The sequence below is a fragment of the Paucibacter sp. M5-1 genome (genome assembly GCF_027498415.2).
Lineage (GTDB): Bacteria > Pseudomonadota > Gammaproteobacteria > Burkholderiales > Burkholderiaceae_C > Roseateles_E.
In genome coordinates this window covers 5,744,718-5,759,862 of the sequence record NZ_JAPZLM020000001.1, presented here as the reverse complement: position 1 = coordinate 5,759,862, position 15,145 = coordinate 5,744,718, and the positions used below count along the sequence as shown (strand labels likewise).

Genomic DNA, 15,145 nt, shown 5'->3' with positions numbered 1-15,145 from the left:
GCGCGCACTTGTTCCTGAGCCCAGGTTTCTTCTCGCTCGCCGCCTATGCGCTGATCGGCGCACTGATCAGCATCCAGCCCGCCCACGCCGACGTAAGCCGCTGCTATGGCACGGTCGCCAAGGGCCGTCTCGAAGGCGGTGTCAAGCTGCCCACCGATGGCGCCAATTTCTCGGCCTATAGCAAGCTGGCGGTCGCAGCGGGCCGGACCTATGTGCATGCGAAGGTGGCCGACGTGATCGTCGCGTCCTATGCGACGTTGCAGGCCCGCACACCCGGTGTCCACTACGTCTACGGCGAGACCGGCTGGGCCGCCGGTGGCTCGTTCAAGCCGCACCGCACCCACCAGAACGGCCTGTCGGTCGACTTCTTCGTGCCGGTGCGCGACGCCCAGGGTCGCTCGGGGCCCCTGCCCACCAGCCCGCTGACACGCTTCGGCTACGACCTGGAGTTCGACGCCGAGGCCCGGCATGGCGAGCACCGCATCGACTTCCCGGCCCTGGCCGAGCATCTGTACGCGCTGCACCATGCCGCCCGGGCGCAGGGCGTGGGCATCGCCCGGGTGATCTTCGACACCGCCTACCTGCCGGCCCTGTTCGCGACGCCGCGCGGCCCCTCTCTGCGCCAGCATCTGCCCTTCATGAAGGGCAAGCCCTGGGTGCGCCATGACGAGCACTATCACGTCGATTTCGCGCTCGCCTGCCGGCCGGATGACCGGGGTCCGGCTAGCGGGAGAACGAGAACCGGCTGACTCACGTTCGACGCATCGACGAGGCCCTCACTGCACGCCCGCCGAGTTTCGGCATGGTCCGCCGGCAGGTCCTGCGCCGTCGTTCCGAGCGAGTTGGTGTGAGGGGCCCCGCGTCGCCCACCAGCACAGCAGCGCCAGCAGGCTTACCGCCGCGCCCAGCAGACAGACACCGGACCAACCCGCATATGCAAAGGTCGCGGTACTACTGATCGACCCGAGCCCGCTGCCGACCGCATAGAACAGCATGTAGAGGCCGACCAGCCGGCTATGAGCCTGCGGGCGGATGCGCAAGATCAGGCTCTGATTGGTGACATGCAAGGCCTGACCGCCCAGGTCAAGCAGCAAGATGCCGATCACCAAAGCACTCAACGACCATTCCATCATCGACAGCGGCCACCAGGCCAGCAGCAGCAGCACGAGCGCTGCCGCGCTGGTGCGCTGGGCGTGTCCACGATCTGCCCACTGCCCGGCCCGCCCGGCGGCCAGCGCACCCACGACGCCGACAAGCCCGAAGGCACCGATGGCGGTGTGCGAAAAGCCATGGGGCGGTGCACTCAGTGAGAGGGCCAGAGCGCTCCAGAAGATGTTGAACGCAGCGAACATCAGCAGCGCGAGCAAACCGCGCACCTGCAGCACCCGCTCCTGTCGCAGCAGCGTCCACATCGACGCGATCAGACGCGGGTAGCGGACCGCATTTGGCGCTGCAAGCAAGGTGGGCAGCCGCCACCACAGTGGCAGCGCGATGGCCAGCATCAGCGCGGCGGCGCTGAAATAGACGCCGCGCCAACCCGCCACATCGCTGACGGCTCCCGAGAACACCCGTGCCAGCAACAGGCCGATGAACACGCCCCCCTGCGCCACGCCCACGACCTGCCCTTGTTCATGCGGTGCCGCAGCGCTGGCCGCGTAAGCGATCAGCCCCTGTGTCATCGCCGTACCCAGCATGCCCACGGCGAGCATGCCCACGAGCAGCTCCACCGAAGACTGCGCCATGCCGACCACCGTCAGCGCGGCCACCAGCGCCAGCAGTTGCCAAGCCAGCAGGCGCCGGCGATCCACCCGGTCGCCCAGCGGCACCAGCAACAACAGGGCGATCGCACAGCCAAGCTGCGTGGCCGTGATCACGCCGCCGACCGCCGCATGAGCCATGCCGAAGTCCCTCGCCAACGCATCCAGCAAGGGCTGCGCGTAATACACATTCGCCACGCTCATCCCGCTCGCCACGGCAAACAAGCACACCAGGCTGCGCGGCAGTGCCGGCGCTAGCGAAGAAACCTTCATGACACGATGCTCACTCAATCTAGTTGCAAAACAAAACTTATTTAATCCTACGTAATGTGGTTTTAAAATGCAACCAAAACAGATGCCCTGCCATGCCGCCAGGAGATGCCTTGCCCCGCCTTGAACCTATGAACGCCGAGCCTTGTCCGGTTGCGCGCTCCGTCGATCTGATCGGAGACCGCTGGTCGCTGCTGATCGTGCGCAATGCCTTCGACGGAATGAGCCGCTTCAGCGACTTCCAACGCAGCTTGGGCGTGGCCCGCAACATCCTCTCGGACCGCCTGCACAAGCTGGTCGAGGCAGGCATTCTGCAGACGCAGGCGGCGTCGGATGGCACCGCCTATCAGGAGTACGTACTGACGGCCAAAGGGGATCGCCTGTTCCCCATCCTGGTGGCGCTGCGGCAGTGGGGCGAACACCATCTGTTCGAACCTGGCGAAGCTCATTCGCTACTGATCGACAAGCGCACCGGCAAGCCAATCCCGCTGATGGCGCCTAAAGCAAGCGACGGCAGGACGCTGTCACCGGCCGAGACTGCGGTGCAGAAAGTGCGGTAGGGCACTGGCCGCCTCGCGGGGCAAGCGGCCGGGTACGGCGGCCCGAGAGGCGGTGCTCAGGTGATACTCGACCTTCATGATCAAGTCACGCATCGAACAGCCCGGCATCAGCACCGCGATGAGCTGGCCCTTCCGCCGGCAACTGCCGCCGGAGTTCATCGCAGCCCCGCATGGTGGGGGCAGCTATCGCCGGCCCGACTGATTCCGTGCTCGCCCTCAAGCTCCTCCTCGTCCCGACCTTTCTGCTGCTCGTCTCGCTGGCCAGCCAGCGCTGGGGTCCCAAGGTGGCCGGCTGGCTGGCCGGGCTGCCGGTGGTGGCCGGGCCCATCCTGGCTTTCATCGCGCTGGAGCAGGGTCCGGCCTTTGCCGCCGCGTCGGCGGCCACGGCCGCAGCGGCCCTGCTCGCCTCGGTCTCGTTCAGCATCGCCTATGCCCGTGCCGCCAATGCCGCCGACGGCCGGGCCTGGCCCGGCGCGCTGGGCCAGGCCCTGCTGGCCTGGTTGATCGTGGCCGCGCCGCTGAGCCTGCTGCCGCCCCATCCGCTGCTGGGTCTGGGCATTGCGCTGGCCACGCTGCTGCTGGCGCCGCGCCTGTTCCCGCCGCCCCGGCCGCTGGATGCGCCCATCCGCCTGCGGCCCGGCGAAATGGGCCTGCGCATGGCGGCGGGTGCGGCGCTGACCCTGGGCGTCAGCGGGGCGGCCGGCGCGCTGGGCAGCCACTGGAGCGGCATGCTGGCGGTGTTCCCGATGCTGGGCAGCACGCTGGCGGTGTTTTCGCACCGCGCGCAGGGCGGGGCCTATGCGGCCACGCTGCTGCGCGCGATGGTGACCGGGCTGTATTCCTTGGCGGCCTTTTGCGTGGCCCTGGCCCTGCTGCTCGATCGCCTGGCCATGCCGCTGGCCTTCGCGCTGGCCACGGCCCTGTGCCTGGCGGTGCAGATCGCCACACGAAAGGCCGGCACAAGCCGGCACTGATCAAGGTCACAAGCTGTAAACCGGCGCAGAATCGGGGCTGCGCCACGCCTACACTGCGCGCTCACCTGAGGTCCAACACCATGAAGACATTGACGCGCCGCCTGATCGCTTCCACGCTGATCGTTTCCTGCTCGCTGATGAGCTTGTCCGCGCAGGCCGTCATCGTGCCGACCGAGGCCTTGCTGCCAGCCGAAGCGACCGCCGCCGGCACCACGCTGCCGGCCGAAGCCGCGCGCGCCCGCGTCGGCGACTTCCTGGCCCGCGACGATGTGCGCCAGGCGCTGATGGGCCAGGGCGTCGATGCCGAGGCCGCCCAGGCCCGCGTCGCCGCGCTGTCGGATACGGAAGTTGCTGAACTGGCCGGCCGCATCGACAGCGCCCCGGCCGGCGGCGAGGTGCTGGGCCTGCTGTTCACGGTCTTCGTGATCCTGCTGGTGACCGACATCCTGGGCCTGACCAAGGTCTTCCCCTTCACCCGCTCGGTCCGATGACGCCGGGCCTCGGCCCACGCCCATCCAGCCCCGCTCTTGCGGGGTTTTGTTTTCTGGCGGCCCTGTTGTTGATGATGTTGGGCGGCTGCGCGACACCGCCCCAGGCTCAGCGCCTGAGCCAGCAGTGGCCCGCCAGTCTGCCGCCCCAGGCCCTGCTGAGCGAGCAGCCCTTCTTCGCGCAGGAGGACTATGAATGCGGCCCGGCCGCGCTGGCCATGCTGCTGCAGGCCGCCGGCGTGCCGGCCACGCCCGAGCAGCTGCGGCCCCAGGTCTATCTGCCCGGCCGCCAAGGCTCGCTGCAGCAGGAGCTGCTGGCCGCCAGCCGGCGCCACGGCCTGCTCAGCGTCCGGCTGGCGCCGAGCCTGGAGGCGCTGCTGCAGGAGGTGGCTGCCGGCCATCCGGTGCTGGTGTTCCAGAACCTCTCGCTGCCCGTCTATCCGGTCTGGCATTACGCGGTGCTGATCGGCTTCGACCGCGAGCGCGGCCTGCTGACCCTGCACTCGGGCCGCACGCAAAACCTGCAGATGTCGATCGCGACCTTCGAGCGCACCTGGGCCCGCGGCGGCCACTGGGCCATGCTGGCCCTTCCGCCGGCCCGGCTGCCGGCCACCGCCCAGGCCGAGACCACGGCCGGCGCGATCGCGGCGCTGGAGCGCGTCGATCCCCGTGCCGCCGCCCAGGCCTATGCCGGCGCGCTGCAGCGCTGGCCCGCGCAGCCGGCCCTGCTGCTGGGCGCCGGCAACAGCTCCTATGCCGGCGGCGATCTGGCCGGCGCGGCCTCGGCCTATCGCCACGCGGTGCAGGTCCGGCCCGAACTGGCCGATGCCTGGAACAATCTGGCCCAGGTGCTGCTGGAGCAGGGTCAGCATGAGCAGGCCCGCCAGGCGGCGGCACGGGCGGTGCAGCTGGGTGGCCCGCGCCTGCCACTGTATCTGGAGCTGCAGCGCAAGCTGGGCCCGACCGAGCCCGAGCCCCGAACCCGCATAGACTGAGCGCCGCTGCAATCGGCAGCACTTCTCCGCTGCGCCCTCCATGCCTCTTACCGAACCGGCGCAAGCCGGCAACGCCGCCACGAGCCGCATCTCGGTCGCCGAGCTGCTGCTGCTGGCCAGTGTCTTCGTCGTCGCCGCCTGCGGCCTGGTCTATGAGCTGGCGGCCGGCGCCCTGGCCAGCTATCTGCTGGGCGACTCGGTGCTGCAGTTCTCCACCATCATCGGCACCTATCTGTTCGCGATGGGTGTGGGCTCCTGGCTGAGCCGCTATGTCGAGCGCCAGCTGGTCGCGCAGTTCCTGAAGATCGAGCTGCTGGTGGGCGTGATAGGCGGGCTGATGCCGGCCGGGCTCTTCATCGTCCACAGCCTGCTGCCGCCGGCCGAGCTGGCCGCCTTCCGCACCCTGCTCTATGCGCTGGTGCTGCTGGTCGGGGCCCTGGTGGGGCTGGAGATCCCGCTGGTGATGCGCATCCTGAAGGACCAGTTCAGCCAGCGCTATGCGCTGCGCGATCTGGTCTCCCAGGTGCTGACCTTCGACTATCTGGGCGCGCTGCTGGTGGCCCTGGCCTTCCCGCTGGTGCTGGTGCCCCAGCTCGGGCTGATACGCACCGGCATCGCCTTCGGCCTGCTCAATGTGGCCGTGGCCGTGTGGGCGCTGTGGCTGTTCCGCGCCCAGCTGCGCGCGTTCAAGGCCCATGCGCTGGCCTGCGCGCTGGCGGTGCTGCTGCTGGTGGCCGCCCTGCTGGGCGCCGAGCGCCTGACGACCTGGGCCGAGGACCGCTTCTACGGCGAGCACATCGTGCTCAAGGAGAGCAGCGACTACCAACGCATCGTCGTGACCCAGGGCAATGCCGGCACCCGGCTGTTCCTGAACGGCAATCTGCAGTTCCACTCGCGCGACGAGTACCGCTACCACGAGGCCCTGGTGCACCCGGCGATGGCCGGCCACGGTGCGCCCAAGAAGGTGCTGGTGCTGGGCGGCGGCGACGGCATGGCGGTGCGCGAGGTGCTGCGCTACCCCTCGGTCGAGGCGGTCACCCTGGTCGAGCTCGACCCGCACATGACGCGGCTGTTCTCGACCCTGCCGCTGCTGCGCCGGCTCAATGGCGATGCGCTGCAAAGCCCCAAGCTGAACATCGTCAACACCGATGCCTTCGGCTGGCTGGAGCAGTCGCGCGAAAGCTTCGACGTCATCATCATCGACTTCCCCGACCCCAGCAATTTCGCGCTGGGCAAGCTCTACACCAGCAGCTTCTACCAGCTGGTGGACCAGCACCTGGCGGCCTCGGGCTATGCGGTGGTGCAATCCACCTCGCCGCTGGTCGCGCGGCGCAGCTTCTGGACCGTGGTGAGCACGATGGAGTCCGCAGGCCTCGTCACCACGCCCTATCACGCCCATGTGCCCAGCTTCGGCGAATGGGGTTTCATCCTGGCCGGGCGAAGGCCCTGGGCCCCGCCGCGCGCGCTGCCCGAGGGCCTGCGCTTTCTCAGCGTCGAGGGGCTGCCGGCGCTGACCCAGTTCCCGCCCGATATGGCGCGGGTGCCGACCGAGGTCAACCGCCTGTCCAACCAGATCCTGGTGCATGAGTTCGAGCAGGAATGGGGACGGGTGCATTGACGATGCAGCGCCGTGAACTGATGCTGGCCGCCGGGTTCGCAGGCACGGCCTGGCTGGCCGGCTGCCGGGCCGACACGGCGCCGCTGCAAGGCGGCTGGGTCGGCACCACGCCGGCACGCGGACACCGTCTGCGCGAGGCCTTGCCCAGCCCTGGCCAGGGTGCACTGCGCAAGACCTCGGTGCTGGTGGTCGGTGCCGGCGTGTCGGGTCTTGCCTGCGCCCGCGCCCTGGTCAACAGCGGTGTCGATGAGGTGACCCTGCTGGAGCTGGAGGACAGCGCCGGCGGCAACAGCCGCGGCCACCGCATGGCCGGCATGGCCTGCCCGCTGGGCGCCCATTACCTGCCGCTGCCGGGGCCCGAGGCCCCCGAGGTGGCCGAACTGCTGCACGAGCTGGGCCTGGCCCGGCACGAGCTGGGCCGCACCGTCTATGACGAGCGCCATCTCTGCCACAGCCCGCAGGAGCGCCTGTTCTTCGAGGGCCAGTGGCAGGAGGGCCTGCTGCCCCCGGCCGGCGATGCGGCCACCTTGGACCAGTACCGGCGTTTCGGCCGCCTGGTCGACGCCGCGCGGCGCGAGCTGGGCTTTGCGATGCCCAGCAGCCGCGCGCGCTGGACGGCAGGCCATGCAGCGCTGGACGGCCAGACCTTCGCGGCCTGGCTGGCCGCCCAGGGCCTGAACGCCGCGCGCCTGCGCTGGTATCTGGACTATTGCTGCCGCGACGACTATGGCGCACCCAGCGCCGAGGTCTCGGCCTGGGCCGGCCTGCACTACTTCGCCAGCCGCCATGGTTTTCATGCACCCGGCACGGTGCATGGCGAAGACGGGACCGGCGAGCGCGAGGCGGTGCTGACCTGGCCCGAGGGCAATGCCTGGCTGACCGAGCGCATGGCCGGCGCGCTGGGGCCGCAGCGTCTGCAGACCGGCCGCACGGTGCTGCGCATCAGCCCGGGGCGGCACGGCGTCGAGCTGCTGGCCTGGAACGAGACGGCCGATGCACCAGAGCGCTGGCAGGCCGATCATGTGGTGCTGGCCGTCCCGCTCTTCATCGCTCACCGCCTGCTGAGCAGCGCCCCGCCCGCACTGCAGGCCGCCGCCGCCCGGCTGCAGCACGCCCCCTGGCTGGTGGCCAATCTGCAGCTCAAAGGCCCGCTGCTGGACCGGCTGGGCGTAGGCCCGGCATGGGACAGCGTGGTCTATGACAGCCAGGCGCTGGGCTATGTCGATGCGATGCACCAGCAGACCCGACCCCACCCCGGCCCCACCGTCTTGAGCGCCTACTGGGCCCTGCCGCGCAGCGAGCGCGGCGCGCTCTTGCAGGACGGCTGGCAGGGCTGGGCCCGGCGCGCCGTCGCCGAGCTGCACGCCACCCATCCCGACCTGGGCGAGCAGCTGCTACGCGTCGATATGGCGCGCTGGGGCCATGCGATGAGCATCCCGCTGCCCGGTGTGCGCGGCGACCCGGCGCTGGCCGCACTGCGCGGGCCGCAGACCGGCCGGCTGCATTTCGCCCACAGCGATCTGGCCGGCTATTCGGTGTTCGAGGAGGCGTACACGCAGGGCGTGGCCGTGGCCCGTCGGCTTGTGGCAAGCTTGTGAGATGACGCGCTGGCTTGCCACCTTGTTCTGGACGCTGAGCCTGGCGCTGCCGGCGGCCGCGCAGAACTACGAGGTCGTGGCCGACGGCCGGCGCATCAGCTACGGCATGATGGAACGCGCCAGCCAGCCCTGGCGCATCTGTGCGCTGCTGCCGCACGGCAAGGACCGCTACTGGTGGGGCGTGTCCTGGGGCCTGGCCGAGCAGGCCAAGACCCTGGGCGTGCAGCTGGGCATCTACCAGGCCAACAGCTATGCCGATCTGCCGCTGCAGAAAAAACAGTGGGCCGACTGCCGCGCACTGGGCGCCCAGGCCTATATCGTCGCCGCCATCAGCACCGACGGGCTCAGCGAGGAGATCGCCCAGGCCCTGGCCGATAAGCGCCCGGTCATCGATCTGATCAACGGGCTCAGTGCCGAGGTGACGAGCCGGGCCCTGGTCAGCTTTGCCGACATGGCGGCCCAGACCATCGCCCATGTCTTGCGCGACGCCGGCGGGCGCAGCGGCATCAAGCTGGCCTGGTTTCCCGGGCCGGCCGACGCGGCCTGGGTGCAGGACGGCGAGCGCGGCCTGATGGACGCGCTCAGCGGCAAGCCGGTGGAGCTGCGTCTGGGCGGTCGCGGCCCGACCGACACCAAGACCCAGAGCACGCTGGTGCGCGAGCATCTGGAGCGCGCCGGCATGCCCGACTACATCGTCGGCAATGCGGTGGCCATCGAGTTCGCCGCCCGGCTGGTGGCGCAGCGTCCGCCGCCCCGGCCCAAGCTGCTGGCCTACTACGCCAGCGCCGAGGTGGTGGACCGCATCGCCAGCGGCGAAGTGCTGGCCGCGCCGACCGACCAGCCGGTGCTGCTGGCCCGCCTCAGCCTGGATCTGGCGGTGCGCGCGCTGCAGGGCCAGCGCGTGCCCAAGCGGGTCAGTCCCACCATCCTGATGCTGGACAAGCAAAGCCTGCCCTCGGTCGACATGAGCCGCCTGCTGGCCCCCAAGGGCCAATGGCTGGTGCAGCAGCCGCTGGCGCCGCCCGCCTCACCCGCGCGCTAGCGACTGGCGCAGCACCTCGCGCGGCGCAAAGGCACCGACCAGCGCCGCCATCAGCGCCTCGGCCTTGGCGCTGTTGTCTTGCCCCAGATTGCAGACATAGACATCCAGCGTGACCCCGCCCAGCTCGGGCCAGGTGTGGATGGCCAGATGCGACTCGGCCAGCAGCACGACGCCGGTGATACCGCTTTGTTCCTGCCCCGGCGCGGGGCTGAAGCGATGGAAGAGCTCGGCCACCGCGCCCAGGCCGGCAGCGGCCACGGCCGCGATGCACAGCGCGCGCAAGGCCTCGCAGTCCTGCATCAGCGGCTGGCCGGCGGCGCAGCCGCGCAGGTCGGCCGTCAGGTGCAAACCTTGCACGGTTCCGCCGCCTAGCCGCCCGTCACGGGCGGGAAGAAGGCCACCTCGGCGCCGTCGGGGATCAGCGCACCTTCCTGGGCCAGCTGCTGGTTCAGCGCGCAGCGCAGCGACTTGCCGCGCGCCAGCGCCGCCGCATGCGCCTCGCCGCGCGCCAGCAGCTGGTCGCGCAAACGACCCAGGGTCAGGTCTTGCGTCCAGGCTACGGTTTCGACCGGGCCCAGAGCCTCGCGCAGCGAGGCGAAGTAGCGCACCGTGATGCTCATGACAACAATTCCGAGAACGGGATGAAGGCCACCATATCGCCGGCCGTGATCGCCTGGCCGGACGGGTTGTCCAGCAGCCCGTCGCCCCAGACGGCCGAGGTCAGCACGCCCGAGCTCTGGTTGGGAAACAACTCCAGCCCACCGGCCGCGTTCAGGCGCACGCGCAGAAACTCCTGGCGCCGGTCGGGCCGGGGCCAGTCGAAATCGGCACGCAGCTGGTAGCGCTGCGGCGCCAGCACGGCAGCACCCTGCAGGCGCAGGATCACCGGCCGCACCAGCAGCAAAAAGGTCACGAAGCTGGACACCGGATTGCCGGGCAGGCCGAGGAACCAGGCGTCCTGGACACGGCCAAAGGCCAAGGGCTTGCCGGGCTTGATCGCGATCTGCCACAGGTCCAGTGAGCCTTCGGCCTGCACGGCCGGGCGCAGATGGTCTTCCTCGCCGACCGAGACGCCGCCCGAGGTGATGATCAGATCGGCTCGGCCCGCAGCCTCGCGCAGCGCGGCGCGCGTCGCGTCCAGATTGTCCGGCACGATGCCCAGATCGATGACCTCGCAGCCCAGGCCTTGCAGCAGGCCGCGCAGCGTGAAGCGGTTGCTGTTGTAGATCGCGCCGGGCTTCAGCGGCTCACCGGGCATCACCAGTTCGTCGCCGGTCGAGAACAGCGCAACGCGCGGTCGGCGCGCCACCGTCAGCACGGCCGCGCCCACCGAGGCCGCCAGGCCCAGCGCCGCTGCGTCGAGCCGGTGGCCGGCGGCCAGCACCGTGCTGCCCTGCTGCACATCCTCGCCACGGCGGCGTATCCATTGGCCGGCCTTGACTTCAGCGTTGACACGCACCGCAGCCAGACCTTCACCGGCCACGGCCTCGCACTGCTCCTGCATCACCACCGCATCGGCGCCCAGCGGGATCTGCGCACCGGTGAAGATGCGCGCGGCCGTACCGGGCTGATGGACCGCGCCCACCACGCCGGCCGGCACCCGCTGCGCAACCGGCAGCACCGTGCCAGGTCTTGCCACATCGGCGGCGCGCAGCGCATAGCCGTCCATGCTGGTGTTGTCGGCCGGCGGCACGTCCAGGGCCGAGACCACATCGGCGGCCAGCACGCGGCCCAGCGCCTCGGCGGTCGGCAGCGTGTCGACCGCAGCCAGCGGCTCGACCGCGCCCAGCAGGCGCTGCAGTGCCTCGGCCAGGCTTTGCAGCGCGGGACGCATGGCTTCAGACATGGGCTTGGATGAAAGCTTTGACGGCTCCGGTATCGACCGGCATCACCGTGACGCGCTTGGGCAGGGCCTCGATGTTCTCGAGACCGGCCGGACGTGGCGGCTCGATGTCCAGCGCCTCGCGGATGGTGGCAGCGAACTTGGCCGGCAGCGCGGTCTCCAGCACCAGCATCGTGATGCCGGGCTGGCGATGTTCGAGCGCCACCTTCAGGCCGTCGGCCGTATGGGTGTCGATCAGCTGGCCGTAGCGCTGGTGGCACAGGCGAATCGTCGCCAGACGGTCGGCGTGTCGACTGGAGCCGGAGACGAAACCGAAGTCGGCGATATGGGCCTTCTCCTGGGCGTTGAGCTCAAAACCACCGGCACCGAACAAGGCCTTGACCCGCGCGCCATCGCGGCCCAGCAGATCGAACACAAAACGCTCGAAGTTGCTGGCCTTGGAGATGTCCATAGACGGGCTGGAGGTCTCGTGCGTGTCGGCCGTGCCGCGCGGGCGGTAGACGCCGGTGCGGAAGAACTCGTCCAGCACATCGTTCTCGTTGGTCGCCACCACCAACTGCGCGATCGGCAGGCCCATCATGCGCGCCACATGGCCGGCGCAGACATTGCCGAAATTGCCCGAGGGCACGGTAAAGCTGAGCTTCTGCTCGTTGCTCGTCGTGGCCTGGAGATAGCCGGCGAAGTAGTAGACGACCTGGGCCAGCAGGCGCGCCCAGTTGATCGAGTTGACCGTGCCGATCTTGTGGCGACGCTTGAAGTCCAGGTCGTTGGACACCGCCTTGACGATGTCCTGGCAGTCATCGAACACGCCTTCGACGGCGATATTGTGGATATTGGCGTCCTGCAGGCTGAACATCTGGGCCTGCTGGAAGGGGCTCATGCGGCCGTGCGGCGAGAGCATGAAGACATTGACGCCGGCCTTGCCGCGCATCGCATACTCGGCCGCGCTGCCGGTGTCGCCCGAGGTGGCGCCCAGGATGTTCAGGGTCTCGCCGCGCCGGCCCAGCTCGTATTCGAAGAGCTGGCCCAGCAGCTGCATGGCCATGTCCTTGAAGGCCAAGGTCGGGCCGTTGGACAGGGCCTGCAGCGCCAGACCCGGCTCCAGGGCTTTGAGCGGCGTGATCTGCGGTGTGCCGAACACGGCCTCGGTATAGGTGCGGCGCGTGATCGCGCGCAGGTCCTCGGCCGGGATGTCGTCGATGTACAGCGACAGGATCTCGAAGGCCAGATCGGCATAGGCCAGGCCGCGCCATTTGGTCAGCGTCGCGTCATCGACCTTCGGATATTGCACGGGCAGATAGAGCCCGCCATCGGGCGCCAGGCCTTCGAGCAGGATCTCGCAGAAAGCGCGTTCGGTCTTGTCGCCACGGGTGCTGATGTACTTCATCAGGCGAGTTCCTCTTTGCGGATGCGCACGATGGGCGCCAGCACGGTGTCCAGCGCCTGCATCTGGGCCAGAGCCTTGTTCATGCGACCTTCGGCGGTGTCGTGGGTCAGGATGATCAGGTCGGTCTGCTTCTCGCCCTCGGCCGATTCCCGCTGCAGCACGGCGTCGATCGAGATGTCGTTCTCGGCCAGGATGGTGGTGATGCTGGACAGCACACCGGCCTGGTCGGCCACGCACAGGCGCAGATAGAAGGCGGTCTGCACCTCGTCCATGGCCAGGATGGGCGTGTCGTTCATCGCATCGGGGCGGAAGGCCAGATGCGGCACGCGGTGCTCGGGGTCGGCGGTGTGCAGGCGGGTGATGTCGACCAGATCGGCGATCACGGCCGAGGCGGTGGGCTCGGAACCCGCGCCCTTGCCGTAGTACAGCGTGGTGCCGACGGCATCGCCCTGCACCACCACCGCATTCATTGCACCCTCGACATTGGCGATCAGGCGATTCGTCGGGATCAGCGTCGGATGCACGCGCAGTTCGATCCCGTTGTCACGACGACGGGTGATGCCCAAGAGCTTGATGCGATAGCCCAGTTGCTCGGCGTACTTGATGTCGGCGGTCTGCAGCTTGGTGATGCCCTCGACGTGCGCCTTGTCGAACTGCACCGGGATGCCGAAGGCGATCGCGCTCATGATGGTGGCCTTGTGCGCGGCGTCGACACCCTCGATGTCGAAGGTCGGGTCGGCCTCGGCATAGCCCAGGCGCTGCGCTTCCTTCAGCACCACGCCGAAGTCCAGGCCCTTGGAGCGCATCTCCGACAGAATGAAGTTGGTCGTGCCGTTGATGATGCCGGCGATCCACTCGATGCGGTTGGCGGTCAGGCCTTCGCGCAGCGCCTTGATGATGGGGATGCCGCCGGCCACGGCCGCCTCGAAGGCGACGATCACGCCCTTGGCGTGTGCGGCAGCAAAGATCTCGGTGCCATGCACGGCCAGCAGCGCCTTGTTGGCGGTGACCACATGCTTGCCGGCGGCAATCGCCTCCAGCACCAGGGCCTTGGCCACGCCGTAGCCGCCGATCAGCTCGATGACGATGTCGATCTCGGGGTTGGCGATGACCTTGCGCGCATCATCGACCACTTCGACGCTGTCGCCGACAATGCTCTTGGCGCGTGCCACATCCAGGTCGGCCACCATCGCAATCTCGATGCCACGGCCGGCGCGGCCGCGAATCTCTTCCTGGTTGCGGCGCAACACGTTGAAGGTGCCGCTGCCCACGGTGCCAATGCCCAAGAGGCCGACTTTGATCGCTTTCATCTGGTATCTCAATTCTGGATTAGGTTCGTTCAACGCCCGGCACGCTTGCGGTAATGCGCCAGGAAACGCTCGATGCGGCCCACCGCTTCCTTCAGGTCGTCGGAATTGGGCAGGAACACGAGGCGGAAGTGATCGGGGGCTGTCCAGTTGAAGCCCGTCCCTTGCACGATCAGCACCTTTTCCTCGGCCAGCAGCTCGTAGGCGAACTGCTGGTCGTCCTCGATCGGATAGATCTTGGGGTCCAGGCGGGGGAACATATAAAGCGCAGCTTTCGGCTTGACGACGCTGACACCAGGAATCTGGCTCAGCAGCTCATAGGCGAGATCGCGCTGGCGACACAGCCGGCCGCTCGGTGCGACCAGGTCCTTGATGCTCTGATAGCCGCCCAAGGCCGTCTGGATCGCCAGCTGGCCCGGGGTGTTGGCGCACAAGCGCATCGAGGCCAGCATGTTCAGACCGGTGATGTAGTCCTTGGCATGGCGCTTCTCGCCCGAGACCACCATCCAGCCGGCCCGGTAGCCGCAGGCGCGGTAGTTCTTCGACAGGCCGTTGAAGGTCAGGCACAGCACATCGTCGGCCAGCGAGGCGATGCTGGTGTGGACGGCGCCGTCGTACAGCGTCTTGTCGTAGATCTCGTCGGCCATGATGATCAACTGGTGCTGACGGGCCACTTCGACAATCTCCCGCAGCAGACTCTCAGGGTAGAGCGCGCCGGTCGGGTTGTTCGGATTGATGACGACGATGGCCTTGGTGTTGGGCGTGATCTTGGCCTTGATGTCGGCGATGTCGGGGAACCAGTCGCTGCTCTCGTCGCAGATGTAGTGCACAGGATTGCCACCCGACAGCGCCACCGCAGCGGTGTAGAGCGGATAGTCGGGCGCCGGCAGCAGCACCTCGTCGCCGTTGTCCAGCAAGGCGTTCAGCGCCATCACAATCAGCTCGGAGGCGCCGTTGCCCAGGTACACATCATCGACCGTGACGCCATGGATCTGCTTTTCCTGGCAGTAATGCACCACCGACTTGCGCGGCGCGAACAAGCCCTTGGAGTCGGTGTAGCCGGCCGCAGCGGGCAGGTTGCGTATCATGTCCTGGACGATTTCGTCCGGCGGTTCCAGGCCGAAGGCGGCGATATTGCCGATGTTCAGCTTGATGATCTTCTGCCCCTCTTCCTCCATCTGGCGCGCCTTGTCGAGCACGGGTCCGCGGATGTCGTAGCAGACATTGGCCAGCTTGCTGGACTTGGCGATGGGCTTCAAGACGGGACTCCTGGGGGCTTGGGGCTGCAAACGTAGAATTTAAACAC

The 15,145-nt window shown here is 68.5% G+C and carries 16 protein-coding genes; 9 read left to right on the top strand and 7 right to left on the bottom strand.

Going from position 1 to position 15,145, the window contains the following annotated elements; all coding sequences use genetic code 11:
* The first annotated feature begins 8 nt into the window (after positions 1-8).
* Positions 9-749: a penicillin-insensitive murein endopeptidase gene (locus O5M90_RS27235; RefSeq protein ID WP_440402484.1), complete on the top strand. Its 741-nt coding sequence runs from the start codon at positions 9-11 to the stop codon at positions 747-749.
* A 27-nt stretch (positions 750-776) separates the two neighbouring features.
* Here O5M90_RS27235 and O5M90_RS27230 read toward each other — a convergent pair whose 3' ends face one another.
* Positions 777-2,030: an MFS transporter gene (locus O5M90_RS27230; RefSeq protein ID WP_269840837.1), complete on the bottom strand. Its 1,254-nt coding sequence runs from the start codon at positions 2,028-2,030 to the stop codon at positions 777-779.
* Positions 2,031-2,158: 128 nt separating this feature from the next.
* On the opposite strand from O5M90_RS27230, the gene O5M90_RS27225 reads away from it, so the two are divergent.
* The 8 genes from O5M90_RS27225 (at position 2,159) to torT (ending at position 9,302) form a co-directional block, all read left to right on the top strand.
* A complete protein-coding gene (locus O5M90_RS27225) occupies positions 2,159-2,587 on the top strand; it encodes a winged helix-turn-helix transcriptional regulator (protein WP_269840838.1) in 429 nt (142 codons plus the stop codon).
* Positions 2,588-2,663: 76 nt separating this feature from the next.
* Complete coding sequence (locus O5M90_RS27220; RefSeq protein ID WP_269840839.1) at positions 2,664-2,789, top strand: hypothetical protein; 126 nt, start codon at positions 2,664-2,666, stop codon at positions 2,787-2,789.
* Between the two features lie 4 nt (positions 2,790-2,793).
* Positions 2,794-3,561 (top strand): hypothetical protein, encoded by a 768-nt coding sequence (locus O5M90_RS27215; RefSeq protein ID WP_269840840.1) that lies wholly within the window; start codon positions 2,794-2,796, stop codon positions 3,559-3,561.
* Positions 3,562-3,641: 80 nt separating this feature from the next.
* On the top strand, positions 3,642-4,052 hold the full coding sequence (locus O5M90_RS27210) for a PA2779 family protein (protein WP_269840841.1): 411 nt from the start codon (positions 3,642-3,644) through the stop codon (positions 4,050-4,052).
* Between the two features lie 71 nt (positions 4,053-4,123).
* On the top strand, positions 4,124-5,044 hold the full coding sequence (locus O5M90_RS27205) for a PA2778 family cysteine peptidase (RefSeq protein ID WP_269841095.1): 921 nt from the start codon (positions 4,124-4,126) through the stop codon (positions 5,042-5,044).
* 40 nt (positions 5,045-5,084) lie between these two features.
* Complete coding sequence (locus O5M90_RS27200; RefSeq protein ID WP_269840842.1) at positions 5,085-6,662, top strand: polyamine aminopropyltransferase; 1,578 nt, start codon at positions 5,085-5,087, stop codon at positions 6,660-6,662.
* A 2-nt stretch (positions 6,663-6,664) separates the two neighbouring features.
* Complete coding sequence (locus tag O5M90_RS27195; RefSeq protein WP_269840843.1) at positions 6,665-8,260, top strand: flavin monoamine oxidase family protein; 1,596 nt, start codon at positions 6,665-6,667, stop codon at positions 8,258-8,260.
* A gap of 1 nt (position 8,261) precedes the next feature.
* A complete protein-coding gene (gene torT, locus O5M90_RS27190) occupies positions 8,262-9,302 on the top strand; it encodes a TMAO reductase system periplasmic protein TorT (protein ID WP_269840844.1) in 1,041 nt (346 codons plus the stop codon).
* Here the strand turns inward: torT and speD are convergent.
* The 6 genes from speD to O5M90_RS27160 are packed head-to-tail and all read right to left on the bottom strand — an operon-like array spanning position 9,288 to position 15,098.
* The gene (gene speD, locus O5M90_RS27185; RefSeq protein WP_269840845.1) at positions 9,288-9,659 is read right to left on the bottom strand and encodes an adenosylmethionine decarboxylase; all 372 of its coding nucleotides are present in this window, start codon (positions 9,657-9,659) and stop codon (positions 9,288-9,290) included. The genes torT and speD overlap by 15 nt on opposite strands.
* A gap of 11 nt (positions 9,660-9,670) precedes the next feature.
* Positions 9,671-9,922, bottom strand: a complete 252-nt coding sequence (locus O5M90_RS27180) for a MoaD/ThiS family protein (protein WP_269840846.1) — start codon at positions 9,920-9,922, stop codon at positions 9,671-9,673.
* Entirely contained in the window at positions 9,919-11,148 is a 1,230-nt protein-coding gene (locus O5M90_RS27175) for a molybdopterin molybdotransferase MoeA (protein WP_269840847.1), read from the bottom strand. The genes O5M90_RS27180 and O5M90_RS27175 overlap by 4 nt, the downstream gene beginning before the upstream one ends.
* On the bottom strand, positions 11,141-12,532 hold the full coding sequence (gene thrC, locus O5M90_RS27170; RefSeq protein WP_269840848.1) for a threonine synthase: 1,392 nt from the start codon (positions 12,530-12,532) through the stop codon (positions 11,141-11,143). Before thrC ends, O5M90_RS27175 begins: the two co-directional genes overlap by 8 nt.
* Entirely contained in the window at positions 12,532-13,842 is a 1,311-nt protein-coding gene (locus tag O5M90_RS27165; RefSeq protein WP_269840849.1) for a homoserine dehydrogenase, read from the bottom strand. Before O5M90_RS27165 ends, thrC begins: the two co-directional genes overlap by 1 nt.
* A 29-nt stretch (positions 13,843-13,871) precedes the next feature.
* Positions 13,872-15,098, bottom strand: a complete 1,227-nt coding sequence (locus tag O5M90_RS27160; protein ID WP_137942301.1) for a pyridoxal phosphate-dependent aminotransferase — start codon at positions 15,096-15,098, stop codon at positions 13,872-13,874.
* Positions 15,099-15,145: the final 47 nt, after the last annotated feature.

Coding starts and splice junctions, on each gene's coding strand:
- O5M90_RS27230 (WP_269840837.1), bottom strand. CDS start 2,030: ATGAAGGTTTCTTCGCTAGCGCCGGCACTGCCGCGCAGCCTGGTGTGC.
- O5M90_RS27225 (WP_269840838.1), top strand. CDS start 2,159: ATGAACGCCGAGCCTTGTCCGGTTGCGCGCTCCGTCGATCTGATCGGA.
- O5M90_RS27220 (WP_269840839.1), top strand. CDS start 2,664: ATGATCAAGTCACGCATCGAACAGCCCGGCATCAGCACCGCGATGAGC.
- O5M90_RS27210 (WP_269840841.1), top strand. CDS start 3,642: ATGAAGACATTGACGCGCCGCCTGATCGCTTCCACGCTGATCGTTTCC.
- O5M90_RS27205 (WP_269841095.1), top strand. CDS start 4,124: ATGATGTTGGGCGGCTGCGCGACACCGCCCCAGGCTCAGCGCCTGAGC.
- O5M90_RS27200 (WP_269840842.1), top strand. CDS start 5,085: ATGCCTCTTACCGAACCGGCGCAAGCCGGCAACGCCGCCACGAGCCGC.
- O5M90_RS27195 (WP_269840843.1), top strand. CDS start 6,665: ATGCAGCGCCGTGAACTGATGCTGGCCGCCGGGTTCGCAGGCACGGCC.
- torT (WP_269840844.1), top strand. CDS start 8,262: ATGACGCGCTGGCTTGCCACCTTGTTCTGGACGCTGAGCCTGGCGCTG.
- O5M90_RS27180 (WP_269840846.1), bottom strand. CDS start 9,922: ATGAGCATCACGGTGCGCTACTTCGCCTCGCTGCGCGAGGCTCTGGGC.
- O5M90_RS27175 (WP_269840847.1), bottom strand. CDS start 11,148: ATGTCTGAAGCCATGCGTCCCGCGCTGCAAAGCCTGGCCGAGGCACTG.
- thrC (WP_269840848.1), bottom strand. CDS start 12,532: ATGAAGTACATCAGCACCCGTGGCGACAAGACCGAACGCGCTTTCTGC.
- O5M90_RS27165 (WP_269840849.1), bottom strand. CDS start 13,842: ATGAAAGCGATCAAAGTCGGCCTCTTGGGCATTGGCACCGTGGGCAGC.